Genomic DNA, 13,874 nt, shown 5'->3' with positions numbered 1-13,874 from the left:
CCACGCTCCGCCCCGGATGCCCGACCCCCCGTGGGGCCGGGCATCCGCGCGTCGGCAGGCGGTCCGCTACCCCTTCGGCGTCGCGTACGACCGCCGTCCCCGCCGGTGGGCGATCTCGCCCAGCAGGATGTCGACGGCGAGGAAGGCCGCCAGCGGGATGCCGAACAGCGGCAGGAAGTATCCGAGGACGGCGACTCCCGCCAGCAGCGGCACGAGGATCCGCGGCGGAACCTGCTGCCAGGCGCCGCGCGGGATCGGACGACCGAAGGCGCTGCCCCGGCCGCGCTGCCACCACATGCGGTATCCCCACACGATCAGCAGGATCAGGGAGCCCGCGAGCAGCATCAGGGCGATCTGGTTGGCCAGCCCGAAGAGGACGCCGGTGTGCAGGTCGATGCCCCACCGGGTGAGCTTGGCGAGCACGGGGTAATCGGCGAATCGCACCACGTCCGTGACCTGGCCGTCGGCCGGGTCGATCGCGACGGCGTCCTGTTTCGAGGGCCAGCCGCGCTGCACCTGCTTCACCACGTACGCCGAGGCCGCGTCGGCGGGCGGCACGATCTCCACCGGGTCGCCGAGGCCCTCGGCCCGGGCCGCCGCCAGGACCTTGTCCAGGCCCACGCCGTGCGCGGCGTCGCTCGCGCGCCCGGTGGCCACGTCGTGACCGGCGTGTTCACCGCCGGCCGCCGCCGACACCGACGGGGTGGCCTGGCCCAGCGAGGTCCGCAGCTCGTCGATGGTGGTTCCGGCGTAGGCCGACCAGGTAAGACCGGTCGCCGACAGGAAGAAGAATCCGGCCGCCGCCCATACGCCGACCGTGCCGTGCAGGCCGAGCGTGCGCCGGCGCCCCTTCGTCCCGCGTACCGTGCGCAGGGCCCTGCGGCGGGAGAACCACAGCACCAGCCCGCCCGCCGAGATGACCCACAGCCAGCTGGCCGCGAGCTCGCTGTACAGCCGCCCCGGCTCACCCAGGTGCAGATCGCGGTGGAACTCGTCGATCCAGGTGCGCAGCGGCAGCGCGCCCGTCGAGCCGTACTGTTCGAGGGAGCCGCGCACCTTCGCGGTGTACGGGTCGACGAACACGGCGAGGGTGTGGCCCTCGCCCACGCCCGGGACGCCGGACAGCATGACCCTGGTCGTCGCGTCGGCCTCGGGTGAGGGGCGTACGGCCGAGATCGTGCCCTCGGGGTGGGCCTTGCGGGCGGCGGCCACCTGCTCGCCGATCGGCAGCTTCTTCTCGCCGGCCGGGACGGTCAGTTCGTGGTCGTACACGAGCTTCTCGGCCTGGAAGGAACCGGCGTACAGCAGGCCGGTGACGGCGGCGACGAGGAGGAACGGCGCCACCAGCACCCCGGCGTAGAAGTGCAGGCGGAGGATCAGCGGGCGCAAGGGGGCCCAGCCGCCCTTCGACGGTGCCGGGGCGGCTGGTTGCGGGGCCTCGTCCGTGGTGGTCGAGGGAGCGGTGGTCATCGGCGGGCTTCTCCGGGGACGTCGTCAGGGCCGTTGCGGTGGGGGCGGTGGCCGTTGCGGTGCAGTAGTCGGGACGGAGGGGCGTCGAGTTCCCGGCGAACCTGTGTGACGTGCGTCACGCTGGAGTGGGAGGTGGCGTGCCATCCTGGCGCGATGGGAACACCGAGCCATCGCCCGCCCCTGGCCGAGCGGGTGGAACAACTCCTCGAAGCGGGGCTCCCGTTGACCGTCGTCGCGGCCGGCGACCCGGTGCTGCGGCAGGGCACCGAGCCGTACGACGGGCAGCTGGGGCCCGGCCTGCTGGCCCGGTTCGTCGAGGCCCTGCGGATCACCATGCGTGCGGCGCCCGGGGTGGGTCTGGCCGCTCCCCAGGTCGGGGTGCCGCTCAGGATCGCGGTGATCGAGGATCCGGCGCCGGTGCCGGAGGAGGTGCGGGTGGCGCGCGGGCGGGTGCCGCAGCCGTTCCGCGTGCTGGTGAACCCCGCCTACGAGCCGGTCGGTGACGCGCGGGCGGCCTTCTTCGAGGGCTGTCTGAGCGTGCCGGGCTGGCAGGCGGTGGTGGCGCGGCCCGCCGAGGTGCGGCTGACCGGGCAGGACGAGCGGGGCCTGACGCTGGACGAGGTGGTCACGGGCTGGCCGGCCCGGATCGTGCAGCACGAGACGGACCACCTCGACGGCGTGCTGTACCTGGACCGCGCCGAGCCGCGTTCACTGTCGTCCCACCAGGCGGTGGCGGAGCGCTGGGGCCAGCCGACCCCGCGGGAGGCCGCGCGGGCGCTGGGTTTCGAACTGCCGTAGCGCGAGCGGTGCCGCTCCGCCGACATTTCGGCGGCGCCCGTGGCGGGGTCCCCGTTCCCGTGACCGCATGTCTACGCCCCGAATTTCCTAGCCGAGGACCCCCTCTCACGCCACCCGTACGTCCTCGGCGAGAAGACCCGGCTCGCCCTGCCGGGTCTGGTGCACTCGGGGGCGAACCTGCTGCTCGCCTACCCGGGCGCGATCGTCATGGTCGCGCACGACGAGGGCGCCGTGGACGCCCTGCGGCCGGACCGGGTGCTTCGCCGCCGGAGGCGGAGGAGGACTTGTGGGACGACGGCCACCGGGAGCTGGTGGTGTCCGCGCACGGGTGGTCCCGGCCGGTGCCGTCCGGGGCGCCGGCCGGGGGCGGCTCACGCGTCCCGGTACGCCTCCAGCAGCCGCAGCCACACCTCGCTGATCGTCGGGTATGACGGGACGGCGTGCCACAGGCGGCCGACCGGGACCTGGCCCGCCACCGCGATCGTCGCGGAGTGGATGAGTTCGCCGACGCCGGGGCCGACGAGGGTGACGCCGCGCAGGATCTCGTCCTCGAGGTCGACGATCATGCGGGCGCGGCCCTGGTAGCCGTCGGCGTACAGGCCGGCCCCGGCGACGGTGGACAGGTCCACGTCGACGGCCCTGACGCGGTGCCCGGCCTGTTCCGCCTCGGCCAGGGACAGGCCCACGGCCGCGGCCTCCGGGTCGGTGAACACGACCTGGGGGACGGCGGCGTGGTCGGCGGTCGCGGCGTGGGCGCCCCAGGGCTCGGCCGCGAGGGTCTCGCCGGTGGCGCGGGCGGCGATGGCGGCACCCGCGATGCGGGCCTGGTACTTGCCCTGGTGGGTGAGGAGGGCGCGGTGGTTGACGTCGCCGACCGCGTACAGCCAGTCGTGGCCGCTGACGCGGAGGCTGTCGTCGACCGGCAGCCAGGAGCCGGGTTCCAGGCCGATGGTCTCCAGGCCGATGTCGTCGGTGCGGGGGGCGCGGCCGGTGGCGAAGAGGATCTCGTCGGCCTCGATGCGCTCGCCCGTGCCGGTGACGGCCACGACCGTCCCGTTCTCCCGGGTCACCGACTCCACCGAGGTGCCCGTACGGACGTCCGCTCCGGCCTCGGTGAGCGCCTCGGCGATCAGTTCCCCGGCGAACGGCTCCATCCGGGGCAGCAGGCCCTTGCCGCGGACCAGCAGGGTGACCTTCGAGCCGAGGGCCTGCCAGACCGTGGCCATCTCGGTGGCGACCACTCCGCCGCCGACCACGATCAGGCGGCCGGGCACGGTCTTGGAGCTGGTGGCCTCCCGGCTGGTCCACGGCTTGACCGCGTCGAGTCCGGGCAGGCCGGGCAGGGCGGCGCGGCTGCCGGTGCAGACGGCTACGGCGTGCCGGGCGGTCAGGACGCGTTCGCCGCCGTCCGGGCCGGTGACCGTGACCGTGCGGGGGGCGGTGAGCCGCCCGTGGCCGCGGTACAGGTCGGCGCCGATGGAGTCGAGCCACCCGACCTGTCCGTCGTCCTTCCAGTCCGAGGTGTAGTAGTCCCGGTGGGCGAGGACCGCGGAGGCGTCGAGGTCGCCCTGCACCGACTGGCGCAGGCCCGGTACGCGGCGGGCGTCGGCACGGGCGATGACCGGTCGCAGCAGGGCCTTGCTGGGCATGCAAGCCCAGTAGGAGCACTCGCCGCCGACCAGTTCGCTCTCCACGACCGCGGTGGTCAGCCCGGCCGCGCGGGTGCGGTCGGCGACGTTCTCCCCCACGGGCCCGGCCCCGAGCACCACGACGTCGTACGCGTTGGTTTCCGTTTCCGTCATGGGGTCAGTCTGGTGGGTGGTGTGCGCCCTGGCCACATGGGTAGGGGCGCGGAATACGTGTCCGGTCGGCCGTGTTGTGCCGACGGCTTGACCCCACCCCAGGAAGTAGGGATGTACGCCATGAGCAGCACCGTGGAGCTCACCAAGGAGAACTTCGACCAGACGGTCACGGACAACGAGTTCGTCCTGATCGACTTCTGGGCCGACTGGTGCGGGCCGTGCAAGCAGTTCGCCCCGGTGTACGAGAAGGCGGCCGGGGAGAACCCTGACCTGGTGTTCGGCAAGGTGGACACCGAGGCTCAGCCCGAGCTGGCCGCGGCCTTCGGTATCCAGTCCATTCCCACGCTGATGATCGTCCGGGACCAGGTCGCCGTGTTCGCCCAGCCGGGCGCCCTGCCGGAGGCCGCCCTGACGGACGTCATCGGGCAGGCCCGCAACCTCGACATGGACGAGGTGCGCAAGACGATCGCCGAGCAGCAGGCCCAGCAGCCGGCGGAGTGACCCGCCGGGCCCTTGTGACGGGCCCGGCGAGGGGCGGGACGCGTCCTAGAAGGGGTAGGGGGCCACGTCTCCGCGTACCGTCGTCCAGCGCAGTTCGGTGAACGCCTCCAGATTGGCCTCACCGCCGAAGCGGGCGCCGGTGCCGGAGGCGGCGACCCCGCCGAAGGGTGCCACGGCCTCGTCGTTCACGGTCTGGTCGTTGATGTGGACGATGCCGGTCGGGATGCGCTCGGCGAGGTCCAGGCCGCGGGCCGGGTCCCTGGTGATGATGCCCAGGGAGAGGCCGTAGGGGCTCTGCGCGGCCAGCGCCGCCGCTTCGTCGGCGGTGGTGAAGGAGCGGACGGGCGCCACCGGGCCGAAGACCTCCTCGGTGTACGCGGGGCTGTGGTCGTCGACGTGGGCGAGGACGGTCGGCCGGTAGAAGAGCCGGTCGTGGGTGCCGCCGGCGGCGAGCTTGGCGCCCGCGCTCGTGCTGGCCTCGACCAGGCCGCTGATCTTCGTGAGCTGGCCCGCGTCGATGATGGGGCCGAGGTGGACCTGGTCGCGGTAGGGGTCGCCGACGGCGAGTGAGTCGGCCTTGGCGGCCAGCCGCTCGACGTACTCGTCGTAGAGGGACGCGTGCACCAGATGGCGTCCGGTGGTCATGCAGATCTGGCCCTGGTGGAAGAACGAGCCCCAGGCGGCCGTGGAGATCACCGCGTCGAGGTCGGCGTCCTCCAGCACGATCATGGCCGAGTTTCCGCCCAGTTCCAGGTGGGCCCGCTTGAGGTGACGGCCGGCGGCCTCGCCCACGGCCCGTCCGGCGGCGGTGGAGCCGGTGAACGAGATGACCGGCACCCGCGGGTCGGCGACCAGGGCCTGGCCGGCGTCCGGGCCGCCGGGGAGCACGTGCAGCAGGTCCTCGGGCAGGCCCGCGGCGGCGAAGACCGCGGCCAGGGACAGCCCTCCGCAGACGGCCGTGCGCGGGTCCGGCTTCAGCAGGACCGCGTTGCCCAGGGCCAGGGCCGGGGCGACGGACCGGATGGACAGGATCAGCGGGGCGTTGAACGGCGAGATCACGCCCACCACACCGGCCGGGACCCGACGCGTGTACGACAGGCGCGGCGCCTCGCTCGGCAGGACCTGCCCGGCGGGGCGGGAGGCGAGGGCGGCGGCCTCGTAGCACTCCTGGGCGGCGACGTGCAGTTCGAAGTCGGCCTTGCCGGGGACGGAGCCCGATTCGCGCACGAGCCACGCGCGCAGTTCGGCGGCGTGCTCGGTGAACAGGTCGCCCGCCTTGCGGAGCACGGCGGCCCGGGTGAAGTGCGGGGTGCGGCCCCAGGCGCGCTGGGCGGTGGCGGCCCGCCCGGCGGCGGCCCCGACGTCCTCGGGCCCGGCGAGGGTGAGGGTGCCGAGGGCCTGGCCGGTGGCGGGCTCGGTGACGGTGTACCCGGGCCCCGTGAGGCGGTGGGGCTGCCAGCTCCTGGTGTCGAGCAACGGCATGACGGCTCTCCGATCGATCGGTCACCGGCTGACGGGGCGGTCGGACTCCCGTGCGTGCGCGGCCGGTTCGGCGGTCACATGGCGGGACGCGCCGAACGGGCGCGGCGGTGTGCGCCTCGGCCCGCGGGTGAACACGTCCCCGTTTTGTTGAGCATGCAACATCCTAGCCGTGCCGCGGCACGAAAGCCCGGTCCGCCGTCCGTCCCCCGGCCGGTCGCGTCGCGTCCCGTCGCGTCGCGTCGGATCAGCTCGACGCGCGGTGCACCACCGTCGCGCCCAGCACCTTGTGCGTCTCGGGTGCGGTGGCGGGCTGGCGGACCGTGCGGTCGACCAGTTCGGCGAGTTCGCGGCCGGAGGGCAGTTCCAGGCGGACGGTGCTGAGCCGGGGCCGCAGCAACCGGCCGAGCACCAGGTCGTCGGCGCCGATCACGGCCGTCTCCTCGGGGATGCGGATGCCCTCGTCCAGCAGGGCCCGCATCAGCAGCATCGCGTACTCGTCGTTGTAGGTGAACACGGCGTCCAGGCCGAGCCCGCGCCACCGGGCGGCGAGCCGCGCCGCGGCCTGCTCGTCGTAGGCGAGGGGCAGTTCGGTGAGCGTGGCGTCCGTACCGCGCAACGACTGGCGCACACCGTCGAGGCGGGGTGCGGAGAACGCCTCGAGACCGGGGTCCTGCGGCACCACGACGCCGATCCGGCGCCGACCGCGGTCGTAGAGGTGGGCGCCCGCGCTGTGGCCGACGACGTCGTGGTCCATCAGCAATGCGTGTGCGCCCTCGATGGTCTCGGGGCCGAGGGTGACCACCGCCCGCGCTCCCGAGCGCTTGAGCACCGCGACGCCGCGCGGGCCGAGCCCGGAGCCGGGCACGAGGACCGCCACGGGTCGTAACTCGGCCCAGGCGCGGGCGGCTTCGTCGCCGTGCGGACCGCCGGTGCCGTACTGCACGACCGTGTAGTCGAGCCCGGCGAGCGAGCTCTGGAGGTCGGCGAGGAACCGGCTGTAGAGCGGGCCGACGGGGAAGGTCGGCGCGGGGATCAGGACCATCCGGCTGTGCCCCGCGCGCAGGCTGCGGGCCGCCGCGTGCGGTACGTACCCCAGTTCCCTGGCGGCCTCGCGCACACGGCGGCGGGTGGGTTCGCTGATCCGTACGGCACTGGTGTTGTTCAGGACGTAGGAGACGGTCGCGCGCGAGACGCCGGCCAGGCGGGCCACATCGGCGCTCGTGGGCACGGAGCGCGACGGTGCGGGGGACGGGGGCGCGGGCGTTTTCGGTATCTGCACCATGACGTACGGCATCTTGGCAGAAGCCCCAATGCGCGTTTCCGGCGGGGGAGTTGTGAGGAAGCCGTGAGCGCTCACGCCGACGGGCGGGCGTGAGTCAGCGCGCCGTGCCGGCCTCCGTCACCCGGTCGACCAGGTCGACCCACGCGGCCTCCAGGCGGGACAGCGGCAGGCCGCACTGCTTGGTCAGGTGATGGATCAGGGCCGGATCGAGCTGCGCCATCAGCGCGTGGGAGAGCAGTTCGCCGTCCGCCTCGGGGACCGCCTGCCGCAGCAGCATCTCGATGTGGTGCCGCAGGACGCGGCGGGCGGGGACGACGTAGCGGCGGCTCGCGCCGGGCTCGGCCGCCAGTTGCAGCTCCAGCTCGTCGGCCGAGCGGCGCAGCATCGCGAGGCCGAACGCCCGCAGCCGCTCCACGGGCGGCGCTCCGGGTCCGAGGGGCGGCGGGCCGCTGAGGAACGCGGCCTGGAACTTCTTCTCGGAGTGGTCGAGCAGTGCCGTCAGCAGGCCGGTGCGGTCGCCGAACCTACGGAAGACCGTGCCCTTGCCGACGCAGGCCTCGGCGGCCACGGCCTCCATCGTGACGGCCTCCGCGCCGCGCTCCGCCACCAGCCGTGCGGCGGCCTCCAGCAGCCGGGCGCGATTGCGCGCGGCGTCGGCCCGCAGGCACGGCTCGTCGGCCTCCAGGGCGGTGCCGAGCTGGAGCAGCTCGGGGTGGTCGACGGGCTCCTGGGGCGTCGGGAGGGGCGGCGGGACGGCGGACATGAAGCCAGCGTAAAGCATCGGGAACAAAACTGGACCGCGGTCCGGTTAGGATGCTAGAACGTTAAACGGACCCCGGTCCGGATCGAAACGCACTGTCTCAGAGCAGTACCTCATACGTGGGAGTCAGCATGTCCGTTCGTATCCTCGCCCTGGTCGGCAGCCTTCGCGCCGGCTCGCACAACCGCCAGCTCGCCGAGGCGGCCGTCAAGCTCGCCCCCGAGGGTGCCGAGGTGGACCTGTTCGAGGGGCTGGCCGAGATCCCCTTCTACAACGAGGACATCGACGTGGAGGGCAACGTCCCGGCCGCCGCCGCGCGGCTGCGCGAGGCCGCGAACGCCGCCGACGGTCTGATCCTCTTCACCCCCGAGTACAACGGCACCATCCCGGCCGTCCTGAAGAACGCCATCGACTGGCTGTCCCGCCCGTACGGCGCCGGTGCGCTGAGCGGCAAGCCGGTCGCCGTGGTGGGCACCGCCTTCGGCCAGTACGGCGGCGTGTGGGCGCACGACGAGACCCGCAAGGCCGTGGGCATCGCCGGCGGCACCGTGCTGGAGGACGTCAAGCTGTCCATCCCCGGCTCGATGACCCGTTTCGCCGAGACGCACCCGGCCGACGACGCCGAGGTCGCCGAGCAGCTGACCGAGGTCATCGCCCGTCTGCACGGCCACGCCGGCGCGACCGCCGCGGCCTGACCGCCCTCACCGCGTGCCCACGGAGGGGCCGAGGCCGGCAACGGCCGTCGGCCCCTCCGGCATGCCGGGAGGGGCCGACGACTCCCGGGGCAGCCCCTCCGGCATGTCCCGGAGGGGCCGACGGCTCCCGGCTGACGCTCCGGCATGTCTCACAGGCGCCCACGGCTCCCGGCCGCACGCCGCTCAGACCGGCTGCGGCGCGCGCCCGGCGCGGTGGATCGGCGTGCCGGAACCGGTGAGCGGCGCACCCGTGCCGCCCTGCCGGACCGCGACGATCTCCGCCGCGATGGACACGGCCGTCTCCTCGGGCGTCCGGGCCCCCAGGTCGAGGCCGATCGGCGACCTCAGCCGGGTCAGCTCGCGCTCGCTCACGCCCGCCTCCCTCAGCCGCCGGTTGCGGTCCTCGTGGGTCCGTCGTGAGCCCATGGCGCCGACGTACGCCACCGGCAGCCGCAGCGCCTGTGTGAGCAGCGGGATGTCGAACTTCGCGTCGTGGGTCAGCACGCACAGCACCGTGCGCCCGTCGGTCCCGGTGCGCCGGAGGTAGCGGTGGGGCCAGTCGACGACGATCTCGTCGGCCTCCGGGAAGCGGGCCCGGGTCGCGAAGACGGGCCGGGCGTCGCACACGGTGACGTGGTAGCCGAGGAACCTGCCCATACGGACCAGGGCGGCGGCGAAGTCGATCGCGCCGAAGACGATCATGCGGGGCGGCGGGACGGCCGACTCGACGAGCAGGGTGACACCGCCCGGGCAAGGCGACCCGTCCTCGGACAGCTCCACCGTGCCGGTACGGCCGCCGTCGAGCAGGGCTCGGGCCCGGTCCAGCACTGCGCGGTCGAGGTCCGGGGTGCCGCCGAGGCCACCGTCGGGTGAGCCGTCGGGGCGGACGAGCAGGGCACGGCCCAGCAGGCCCGACGGGCCCCTCACCACCCGGGCCAGGGCCACCGGTTCGGCCCGGACGGCGGCTTCCAGCGCCGCCCTCTCGACCGGACGGCCGCCCACCCGCGGGGTGATCATGACATCGATGGTCCCGCCGCAGGTCAGACCCACCGCGAAGGCGTCCTCGTCGCTGTAGCCGAACCGCTCGACGAGCACCTCGCCGTCCCTGAGGGCCTGGAGACACAGGTCGTACACCGCTCCTTCCACGCAACCGCCGGAGACCGAGCCGACGGCCGTGCCGTCGGCGGAGACGGCGAGCGCGGCGCCGGGAGGGCGCGGGGCGCTGCCGCCGACGCCGACGACCGTGGCGACGGCGAAGTCCCGGCCCTCCTCCGTCCACGCGTGCAGGGCCCCCGCCAGATCAAGCATCGCCACCCGCCCGCAGCACACGGTCGGGCCGGATCGGCAGATGGCGGTGGCGTACGCCGGTCGCGTGCCACACCGCGTTGGCGACCGCCGCGGCGGCGCCGACGATGCCGACCTCGCCGATGCCCTTGATGCCGACCGGGTCGTCCGGATCGGGGTCGTCCACCCAGTCGGCCTCGATGTGCGGTACGTCGGCGTGCGCGGCGACGTGGTAGCCGGCGAGGTCGGCGCCGTAGAGGCCGCCGCTCGCCCGGTCCCGGACGGCTTCCTCGTGCAGGGCCATGGAGATGCCCCAGATCATGCCGCCGACGAGCTGGTTGCGGGCGGTCAGCGGGTTCACGATCCGGCCGGCCGCGAAGATGCCCAGCATGCGGCGCACACGGACCTCTCCGGTGCCCGGGTCGACGGCGACCTCGGCGAACTGGGCACCGAAGGCGTGCCGCTCCCTCTGGGCGAGGGCCCCGAGGGCCTCGGCCGTGTTCGACCGTACGGTGACGCCTTCCGGCGGGATGTCCGCGCCCGGCGCGAGAACGTCGCGCAGTTCCCGGGCGGCGGCCGTGACGGCCCAGCTCCAGGAGCGGGTGCCGGCCGAACCGCCGGCGATCGACGCGGGGCCGAGGTCGCTGTCCCCGATCCGCACCCGGACCCGGTCGGCGGGCACCTCCAGGGCGTCCGCGGCGACCAGGGTGAGCGCGGTGCGGGCGCCGGTGCCGATGTCCGCGGCGTTGATCCGCACCGAGTAGGTGCCGTCCGCCTCCGCGGTCAGGGCCGCCGTGGACGGCATGGCCATCGTGGGGAAGGAGGCCGCCGCGGTGCCCGTGCCGAGCAGCCAGCGGCCCTCCCGGCGCACGCCGGGCCGCGGGTCCCGTCCGTCCCAGCCGAACCTGCGGGCGCCTTCCCGGAAGCAGGGGATCAGGTTGCGGCTGCTGAACGGCAGCCCGGAGACCGGGCCCACCGCCGGCTCGTTGCGGACCCGCAGCTCGATGGGGTCGACGCCGCACCGCTCGGCGAGCTCGTCGAGCGCCGACTCCAGCGCGAACGAGCCCGGTGCCTCGCCCGGCGCGCGCATCCAGGTCGGCGTCGGGACGTCGAGCTTCACCAGCCGGCTGGCCGTGTGGTGGGCGTCGGCGGCGTACATCGAACGGCTCGCCGCGGCGCTCGGCTCGACGAAGTCGTACACGGACGAGGTCTGGTTCAGCGACCGGTGCTCCAGGGCCCGCAGCCGGCCGTCCGCGTCGGCGCCGAGCCGGACCCGCTGGGCGGTGGGGCTGCGGTAGCCGGCGAGCGAGAACATCTGGCGGCGGGTCATGACGACCCGGACCGGGCGTTGCAGGACGGTCGCGGCCATCACCGCGGCCACCTGGTGCGCACGGGCACCCTTGCTGCCGAAGCCGCCGCCGACGTGCTCGGACCGCACCCGCACCGCGCCGGGGTCGAGGGAGAACAGCTTGGCGAGCTCGTCGGCGACCCAGCCGGTGCCCTGGTTGGAGTCGACGACCTCGAGCCGGCCACCCTCCCACCGGGCCGCCGCCGCGTGCGGCTCCATCGGGTTGTGGTGCTCCTCCGGGGTGGTGTACTCCGCGTCCACCACCACGGTGGACGCGGCGAGTTGGGCCTCCAGGTCGCCCTTCTCCACCACGGCCGGCATGTGCCCGTCGAGAGCGTACGCCTCCGTCTCGCGCCCGGCGTTGAACGCCACGTCGTGCGGCTCCTGGTCGTAGTGCACCACGAGGGCCTCGGCGGCCTCCCTGGCCTGTTCGGAGGTCTCGGCGACGACCAGGGCGACCGGCCAGCCCGCGTGCCGGACCCGGTCGTGCTGGAACAGGCCGACGCTCGGGTCCGGTGGGACGCCCATGACGCCGATGTAGCCGGTGTCGACGCGCGGGGCGTTGTGGTGGTGGAGCACGGTGAGGACGCCGGGCATGCCGAGCACGGCCTCGGTGTCCAGGGCGCGGACGCGGCCGCGGGCGACGGTGGACAGCACCAGCCAGCCGTGGGCGAGGTCGGCGAAGGGGATCTCGCCGGCGTAGCGGGCCGCTCCGGTGACCTTGTCGCGGCCCTCCACGCGCGTGTGCGCGGTGCCGACGGCTGACTTGGTCGCGGTGGTCATCGGGCCGCCTCCTCGGCGAGTTCGCTGAGCACGGCCACGACGAGGTTGCGCATGAGGGTCACCTTGTATCCGTTGTCGGGCAGGGGCCGCGCGGCGGCCAGTTCGGCGTCCGCGGCGGCCGCGAAGTGCGCGGCGTCGGCCGGTGCGCCGGTCAGGGCGCGTTCGGCCGCGCGGGCGCGCCAGGGGTGGGAGGCGACCGCGCCGAAGGCCAGGCGCACGTCGTGGACGTGGCCGTCCCGTACGTCGAGTGCGGCGGCGACGGAGCCGATGGCGAAGGCGTACGAGGCGCGCTCGCGCACCTTGCGGTAGCGGGAGTTGGCCGCCGTGGCGGTGGGGGGCAGGGTGACGCCGGTGATGAGCGCACCCGGCGGCAGGGCTGTCTCCAGCTGCGGGGTCTCCCCCACCGGCAGGTAGAAGTCGGCGAGCGGCAACTCGCCCGCCCCGGCGGCCGTTTCGTACGACACGCGCGCGTCGAAGGCGGCCAGCGCCACGCCCATGTCGGAGGGGTGGGTGGCCACGCAGTGGCCGGAGGCTCCGAGGACGGCGTGGTTGTGGTGCTCGCCCGCGATCGCCGGGCAGCCGCTGCCGGGAACGCGCTTGTTGCAGGGTGAGGTGACGTCGGTGAAGTAGCCGCAGCGGGTGCGCTGGAGCAGGTTGCCACCGACGGTGGCCATGTTGCGCAGCTGCCCGGAGGCGCCGGCCAGCACCGCCTGGGCGAGTGCCGGGTAGCGGCGCCGGACCTCGGGGTGGGCGGCCAGGTCGCCGTTGGTGACGGTCGCCCCGATGCGCAGTCCGCCGTCGTCGGTCGACTCCACCCTGTTCAGGGGCAGTTCGCGTATGTCGACGAGCCGGGAGGGCCGCTCGACACCGGTCTTCATCAGGTCGACGAGGTTGGTGCCGCCGCCCAGGAAGCGGGCCTCGTCGTCCCCGTCGAGCAGCGCCACGGCGCCGGAGACGTCGTAGGCGCGCTGGTAGCCGAACTCCCTCATGCCGCCGCCCCCTTCGTCTCCCGTGCCGCGCGGGCCACGGCCTGGACGATCGACACGTAGGCGCCGCAGCGGCACAGGTTGCCACTCATGCGCTCGCGGATCTCCTCCGGGGTGAGCGGTGGTGGCCCCGCTTCGGGCCGGACGTCGCCGGTGGCCGCGCTCGGCCAGCCGGCCGCGTGCTCCTCGATCACGGCGATCGCCGAACAGATCTGGCCCGGCGTGCAGTAGCCGCACTGGAAGCCGTCGAGGTCGAGGAACGCCTGCTGCACCGGGTGCAGCCGGTCCCCGTCGGCCACGCCTTCGATGGTGGTGATCTCGCGCCCTTCGGCGGCGACCGCCAGTTGCAGGCAGGCCACGCTCCGGCGGCCGTCGATCAGGACGGTGCAGGCGCCGCACTGCCCCTGGTCGCAGCCCTTCTTGGTGCCGGTCAGGTCCAGGCGCTCACGCAGGGCGTCGAGCAGGGTGGTGCGGTGGTCGACGGTCAGCGTGTACTTCTCGCCGTTGACGGACAGGGTGAGGTCGCTGGACGTCGATGGGGGCATGGAAGCCTTCTCTCTCACATCGTGAGGTCATGGAGCACGGGCGCGCCGGACGGCGGTGCCGTCGCGCGGCCCCGCGGGATGCGGGCGGGCCGGCCCGGGGCGCGGCGGCCCCGGGCTGTGCGTACGGACGGCACGCCG

12 protein-coding genes and 1 pseudogene are annotated in these 13,874 nt (G+C 74.2%); 4 read left to right on the top strand and 9 right to left on the bottom strand.

Annotated elements, in window-relative coordinates; genetic code table 11:
- Positions 1 to 66: 66 nt before the first annotated feature.
- Positions 67 to 1,470, bottom strand: coding sequence for a PepSY-associated TM helix domain-containing protein (locus tag AC0665_RS12385; protein ID WP_478704947.1), 1,404 nt, complete (start codon positions 1,468 to 1,470; stop codon positions 67 to 69).
- A 153-nt stretch (positions 1,471 to 1,623) separates the two neighbouring features.
- On the opposite strand from AC0665_RS12385, the gene AC0665_RS12380 reads away from it, so the two are divergent.
- Together AC0665_RS12380 and AC0665_RS12375 are read left to right on the top strand one after the other, a co-directional pair.
- On the top strand, positions 1,624 to 2,268 hold the full coding sequence (locus AC0665_RS12380; RefSeq protein ID WP_468632795.1) for a peptide deformylase: 645 nt from the start codon (positions 1,624 to 1,626) through the stop codon (positions 2,266 to 2,268).
- Between the two features lie 126 nt (positions 2,269 to 2,394).
- A pseudogene (locus AC0665_RS12375) lies at positions 2,395 to 2,591 on the top strand (ABC transporter ATP-binding protein); the annotation flags it as partial.
- Between the two features lie 48 nt (positions 2,592 to 2,639).
- Here AC0665_RS12375 and AC0665_RS12370 read toward each other — a convergent pair.
- Positions 2,640 to 4,070: a dihydrolipoyl dehydrogenase family protein gene (locus AC0665_RS12370; protein WP_478605694.1), complete on the bottom strand. Its 1,431-nt coding sequence runs from the start codon at positions 4,068 to 4,070 to the stop codon at positions 2,640 to 2,642.
- Positions 4,071 to 4,190: 120 nt separating this feature from the next.
- On the opposite strand from AC0665_RS12370, the gene trxA reads away from it, so the two are divergent.
- A complete protein-coding gene (gene trxA, locus AC0665_RS12365) occupies positions 4,191 to 4,571 on the top strand; it encodes a thioredoxin (RefSeq protein ID WP_363116583.1) in 381 nt (126 codons plus the stop codon).
- Positions 4,572 to 4,616: 45 nt separating this feature from the next.
- On the opposite strand, the gene AC0665_RS12360 is transcribed toward trxA, so the two are convergent.
- From AC0665_RS12360 to AC0665_RS12350, 3 genes are all read right to left on the bottom strand, one after another.
- Positions 4,617 to 6,053, bottom strand: coding sequence for a benzaldehyde dehydrogenase (locus tag AC0665_RS12360; RefSeq protein WP_468404400.1), 1,437 nt, complete (start codon positions 6,051 to 6,053; stop codon positions 4,617 to 4,619).
- A 244-nt stretch (positions 6,054 to 6,297) separates the two neighbouring features.
- A complete protein-coding gene (locus tag AC0665_RS12355; protein WP_468404398.1) occupies positions 6,298 to 7,347 on the bottom strand; it encodes a LacI family DNA-binding transcriptional regulator in 1,050 nt (349 codons plus the stop codon).
- Positions 7,348 to 7,429: 82 nt separating this feature from the next.
- The gene (locus AC0665_RS12350; protein ID WP_478704946.1) at positions 7,430 to 8,098 is read right to left on the bottom strand and encodes a TetR/AcrR family transcriptional regulator; all 669 of its coding nucleotides are present in this window, start codon (positions 8,096 to 8,098) and stop codon (positions 7,430 to 7,432) included.
- 128 nt (positions 8,099 to 8,226) lie between these two features.
- Here AC0665_RS12350 and AC0665_RS12345 point away from each other — a divergent pair, with 128 nt between their 5' ends.
- Positions 8,227 to 8,790: an NAD(P)H-dependent oxidoreductase gene (locus AC0665_RS12345; RefSeq protein ID WP_468404395.1), complete on the top strand. Its 564-nt coding sequence runs from the start codon at positions 8,227 to 8,229 to the stop codon at positions 8,788 to 8,790.
- 183 nt (positions 8,791 to 8,973) lie between these two features.
- On the opposite strand, the gene AC0665_RS12340 is transcribed toward AC0665_RS12345, so the two are convergent.
- The 4 genes from AC0665_RS12340 to AC0665_RS12325 are packed head-to-tail and all read right to left on the bottom strand — an operon-like array spanning position 8,974 to position 13,736.
- Entirely contained in the window at positions 8,974 to 10,098 is a 1,125-nt protein-coding gene (locus AC0665_RS12340) for an XdhC family protein (RefSeq protein ID WP_478705039.1), read from the bottom strand.
- Complete coding sequence (locus tag AC0665_RS12335; RefSeq protein ID WP_478704945.1) at positions 10,091 to 12,205, bottom strand: xanthine dehydrogenase family protein molybdopterin-binding subunit; 2,115 nt, start codon at positions 12,203 to 12,205, stop codon at positions 10,091 to 10,093. Before AC0665_RS12335 ends, AC0665_RS12340 begins: the two co-directional genes overlap by 8 nt.
- Complete coding sequence (locus tag AC0665_RS12330; protein WP_478704944.1) at positions 12,202 to 13,194, bottom strand: FAD binding domain-containing protein; 993 nt, start codon at positions 13,192 to 13,194, stop codon at positions 12,202 to 12,204. Before AC0665_RS12330 ends, AC0665_RS12335 begins: the two co-directional genes overlap by 4 nt.
- A complete protein-coding gene (locus AC0665_RS12325) occupies positions 13,191 to 13,736 on the bottom strand; it encodes a (2Fe-2S)-binding protein (protein ID WP_363116591.1) in 546 nt (181 codons plus the stop codon). The genes AC0665_RS12330 and AC0665_RS12325 overlap by 4 nt, the downstream gene beginning before the upstream one ends.
- Between the last annotated feature and the right edge of the window lie 138 nt (positions 13,737 to 13,874).

Source organism: Streptomyces sp. NPDC043685 (assembly GCF_056436585.1).
This window is presented reverse-complemented; position numbering and strand designations above follow the sequence as displayed.

What these genes read in the sequence shown, in the direction of transcription:
- AC0665_RS12360 (WP_468404400.1), bottom strand. Translation starts at nt 6,053, where the DNA reads ATGCCGTTGCTCGACACCAGGAGCTGGCAGCCCCACCGCCTCACGGGG.
- AC0665_RS12350 (WP_478704946.1), bottom strand. Translation starts at nt 8,098, where the DNA reads ATGTCCGCCGTCCCGCCGCCCCTCCCGACGCCCCAGGAGCCCGTCGAC.
- AC0665_RS12370 (WP_478605694.1), bottom strand. Translation starts at nt 4,070, where the DNA reads ATGACGGAAACGGAAACCAACGCGTACGACGTCGTGGTGCTCGGGGCC.
- AC0665_RS12355 (WP_468404398.1), bottom strand. Translation starts at nt 7,347, where the DNA reads ATGCCGTACGTCATGGTGCAGATACCGAAAACGCCCGCGCCCCCGTCC.
- AC0665_RS12330 (WP_478704944.1), bottom strand. Translation starts at nt 13,194, where the DNA reads ATGAGGGAGTTCGGCTACCAGCGCGCCTACGACGTCTCCGGCGCCGTG.
- AC0665_RS12380 (WP_468632795.1), top strand. Translation starts at nt 1,624, where the DNA reads ATGGGAACACCGAGCCATCGCCCGCCCCTGGCCGAGCGGGTGGAACAA.
- AC0665_RS12325 (WP_363116591.1), bottom strand. Translation starts at nt 13,736, where the DNA reads ATGCCCCCATCGACGTCCAGCGACCTCACCCTGTCCGTCAACGGCGAG.
- AC0665_RS12345 (WP_468404395.1), top strand. Translation starts at nt 8,227, where the DNA reads ATGTCCGTTCGTATCCTCGCCCTGGTCGGCAGCCTTCGCGCCGGCTCG.
- AC0665_RS12335 (WP_478704945.1), bottom strand. Translation starts at nt 12,205, where the DNA reads ATGACCACCGCGACCAAGTCAGCCGTCGGCACCGCGCACACGCGCGTG.
- trxA (WP_363116583.1), top strand. Translation starts at nt 4,191, where the DNA reads ATGAGCAGCACCGTGGAGCTCACCAAGGAGAACTTCGACCAGACGGTC.
- AC0665_RS12340 (WP_478705039.1), bottom strand. Translation starts at nt 10,098, where the DNA reads ATGCTTGATCTGGCGGGGGCCCTGCACGCGTGGACGGAGGAGGGCCGG.
- AC0665_RS12385 (WP_478704947.1), bottom strand. Translation starts at nt 1,470, where the DNA reads ATGACCACCGCTCCCTCGACCACCACGGACGAGGCCCCGCAACCAGCC.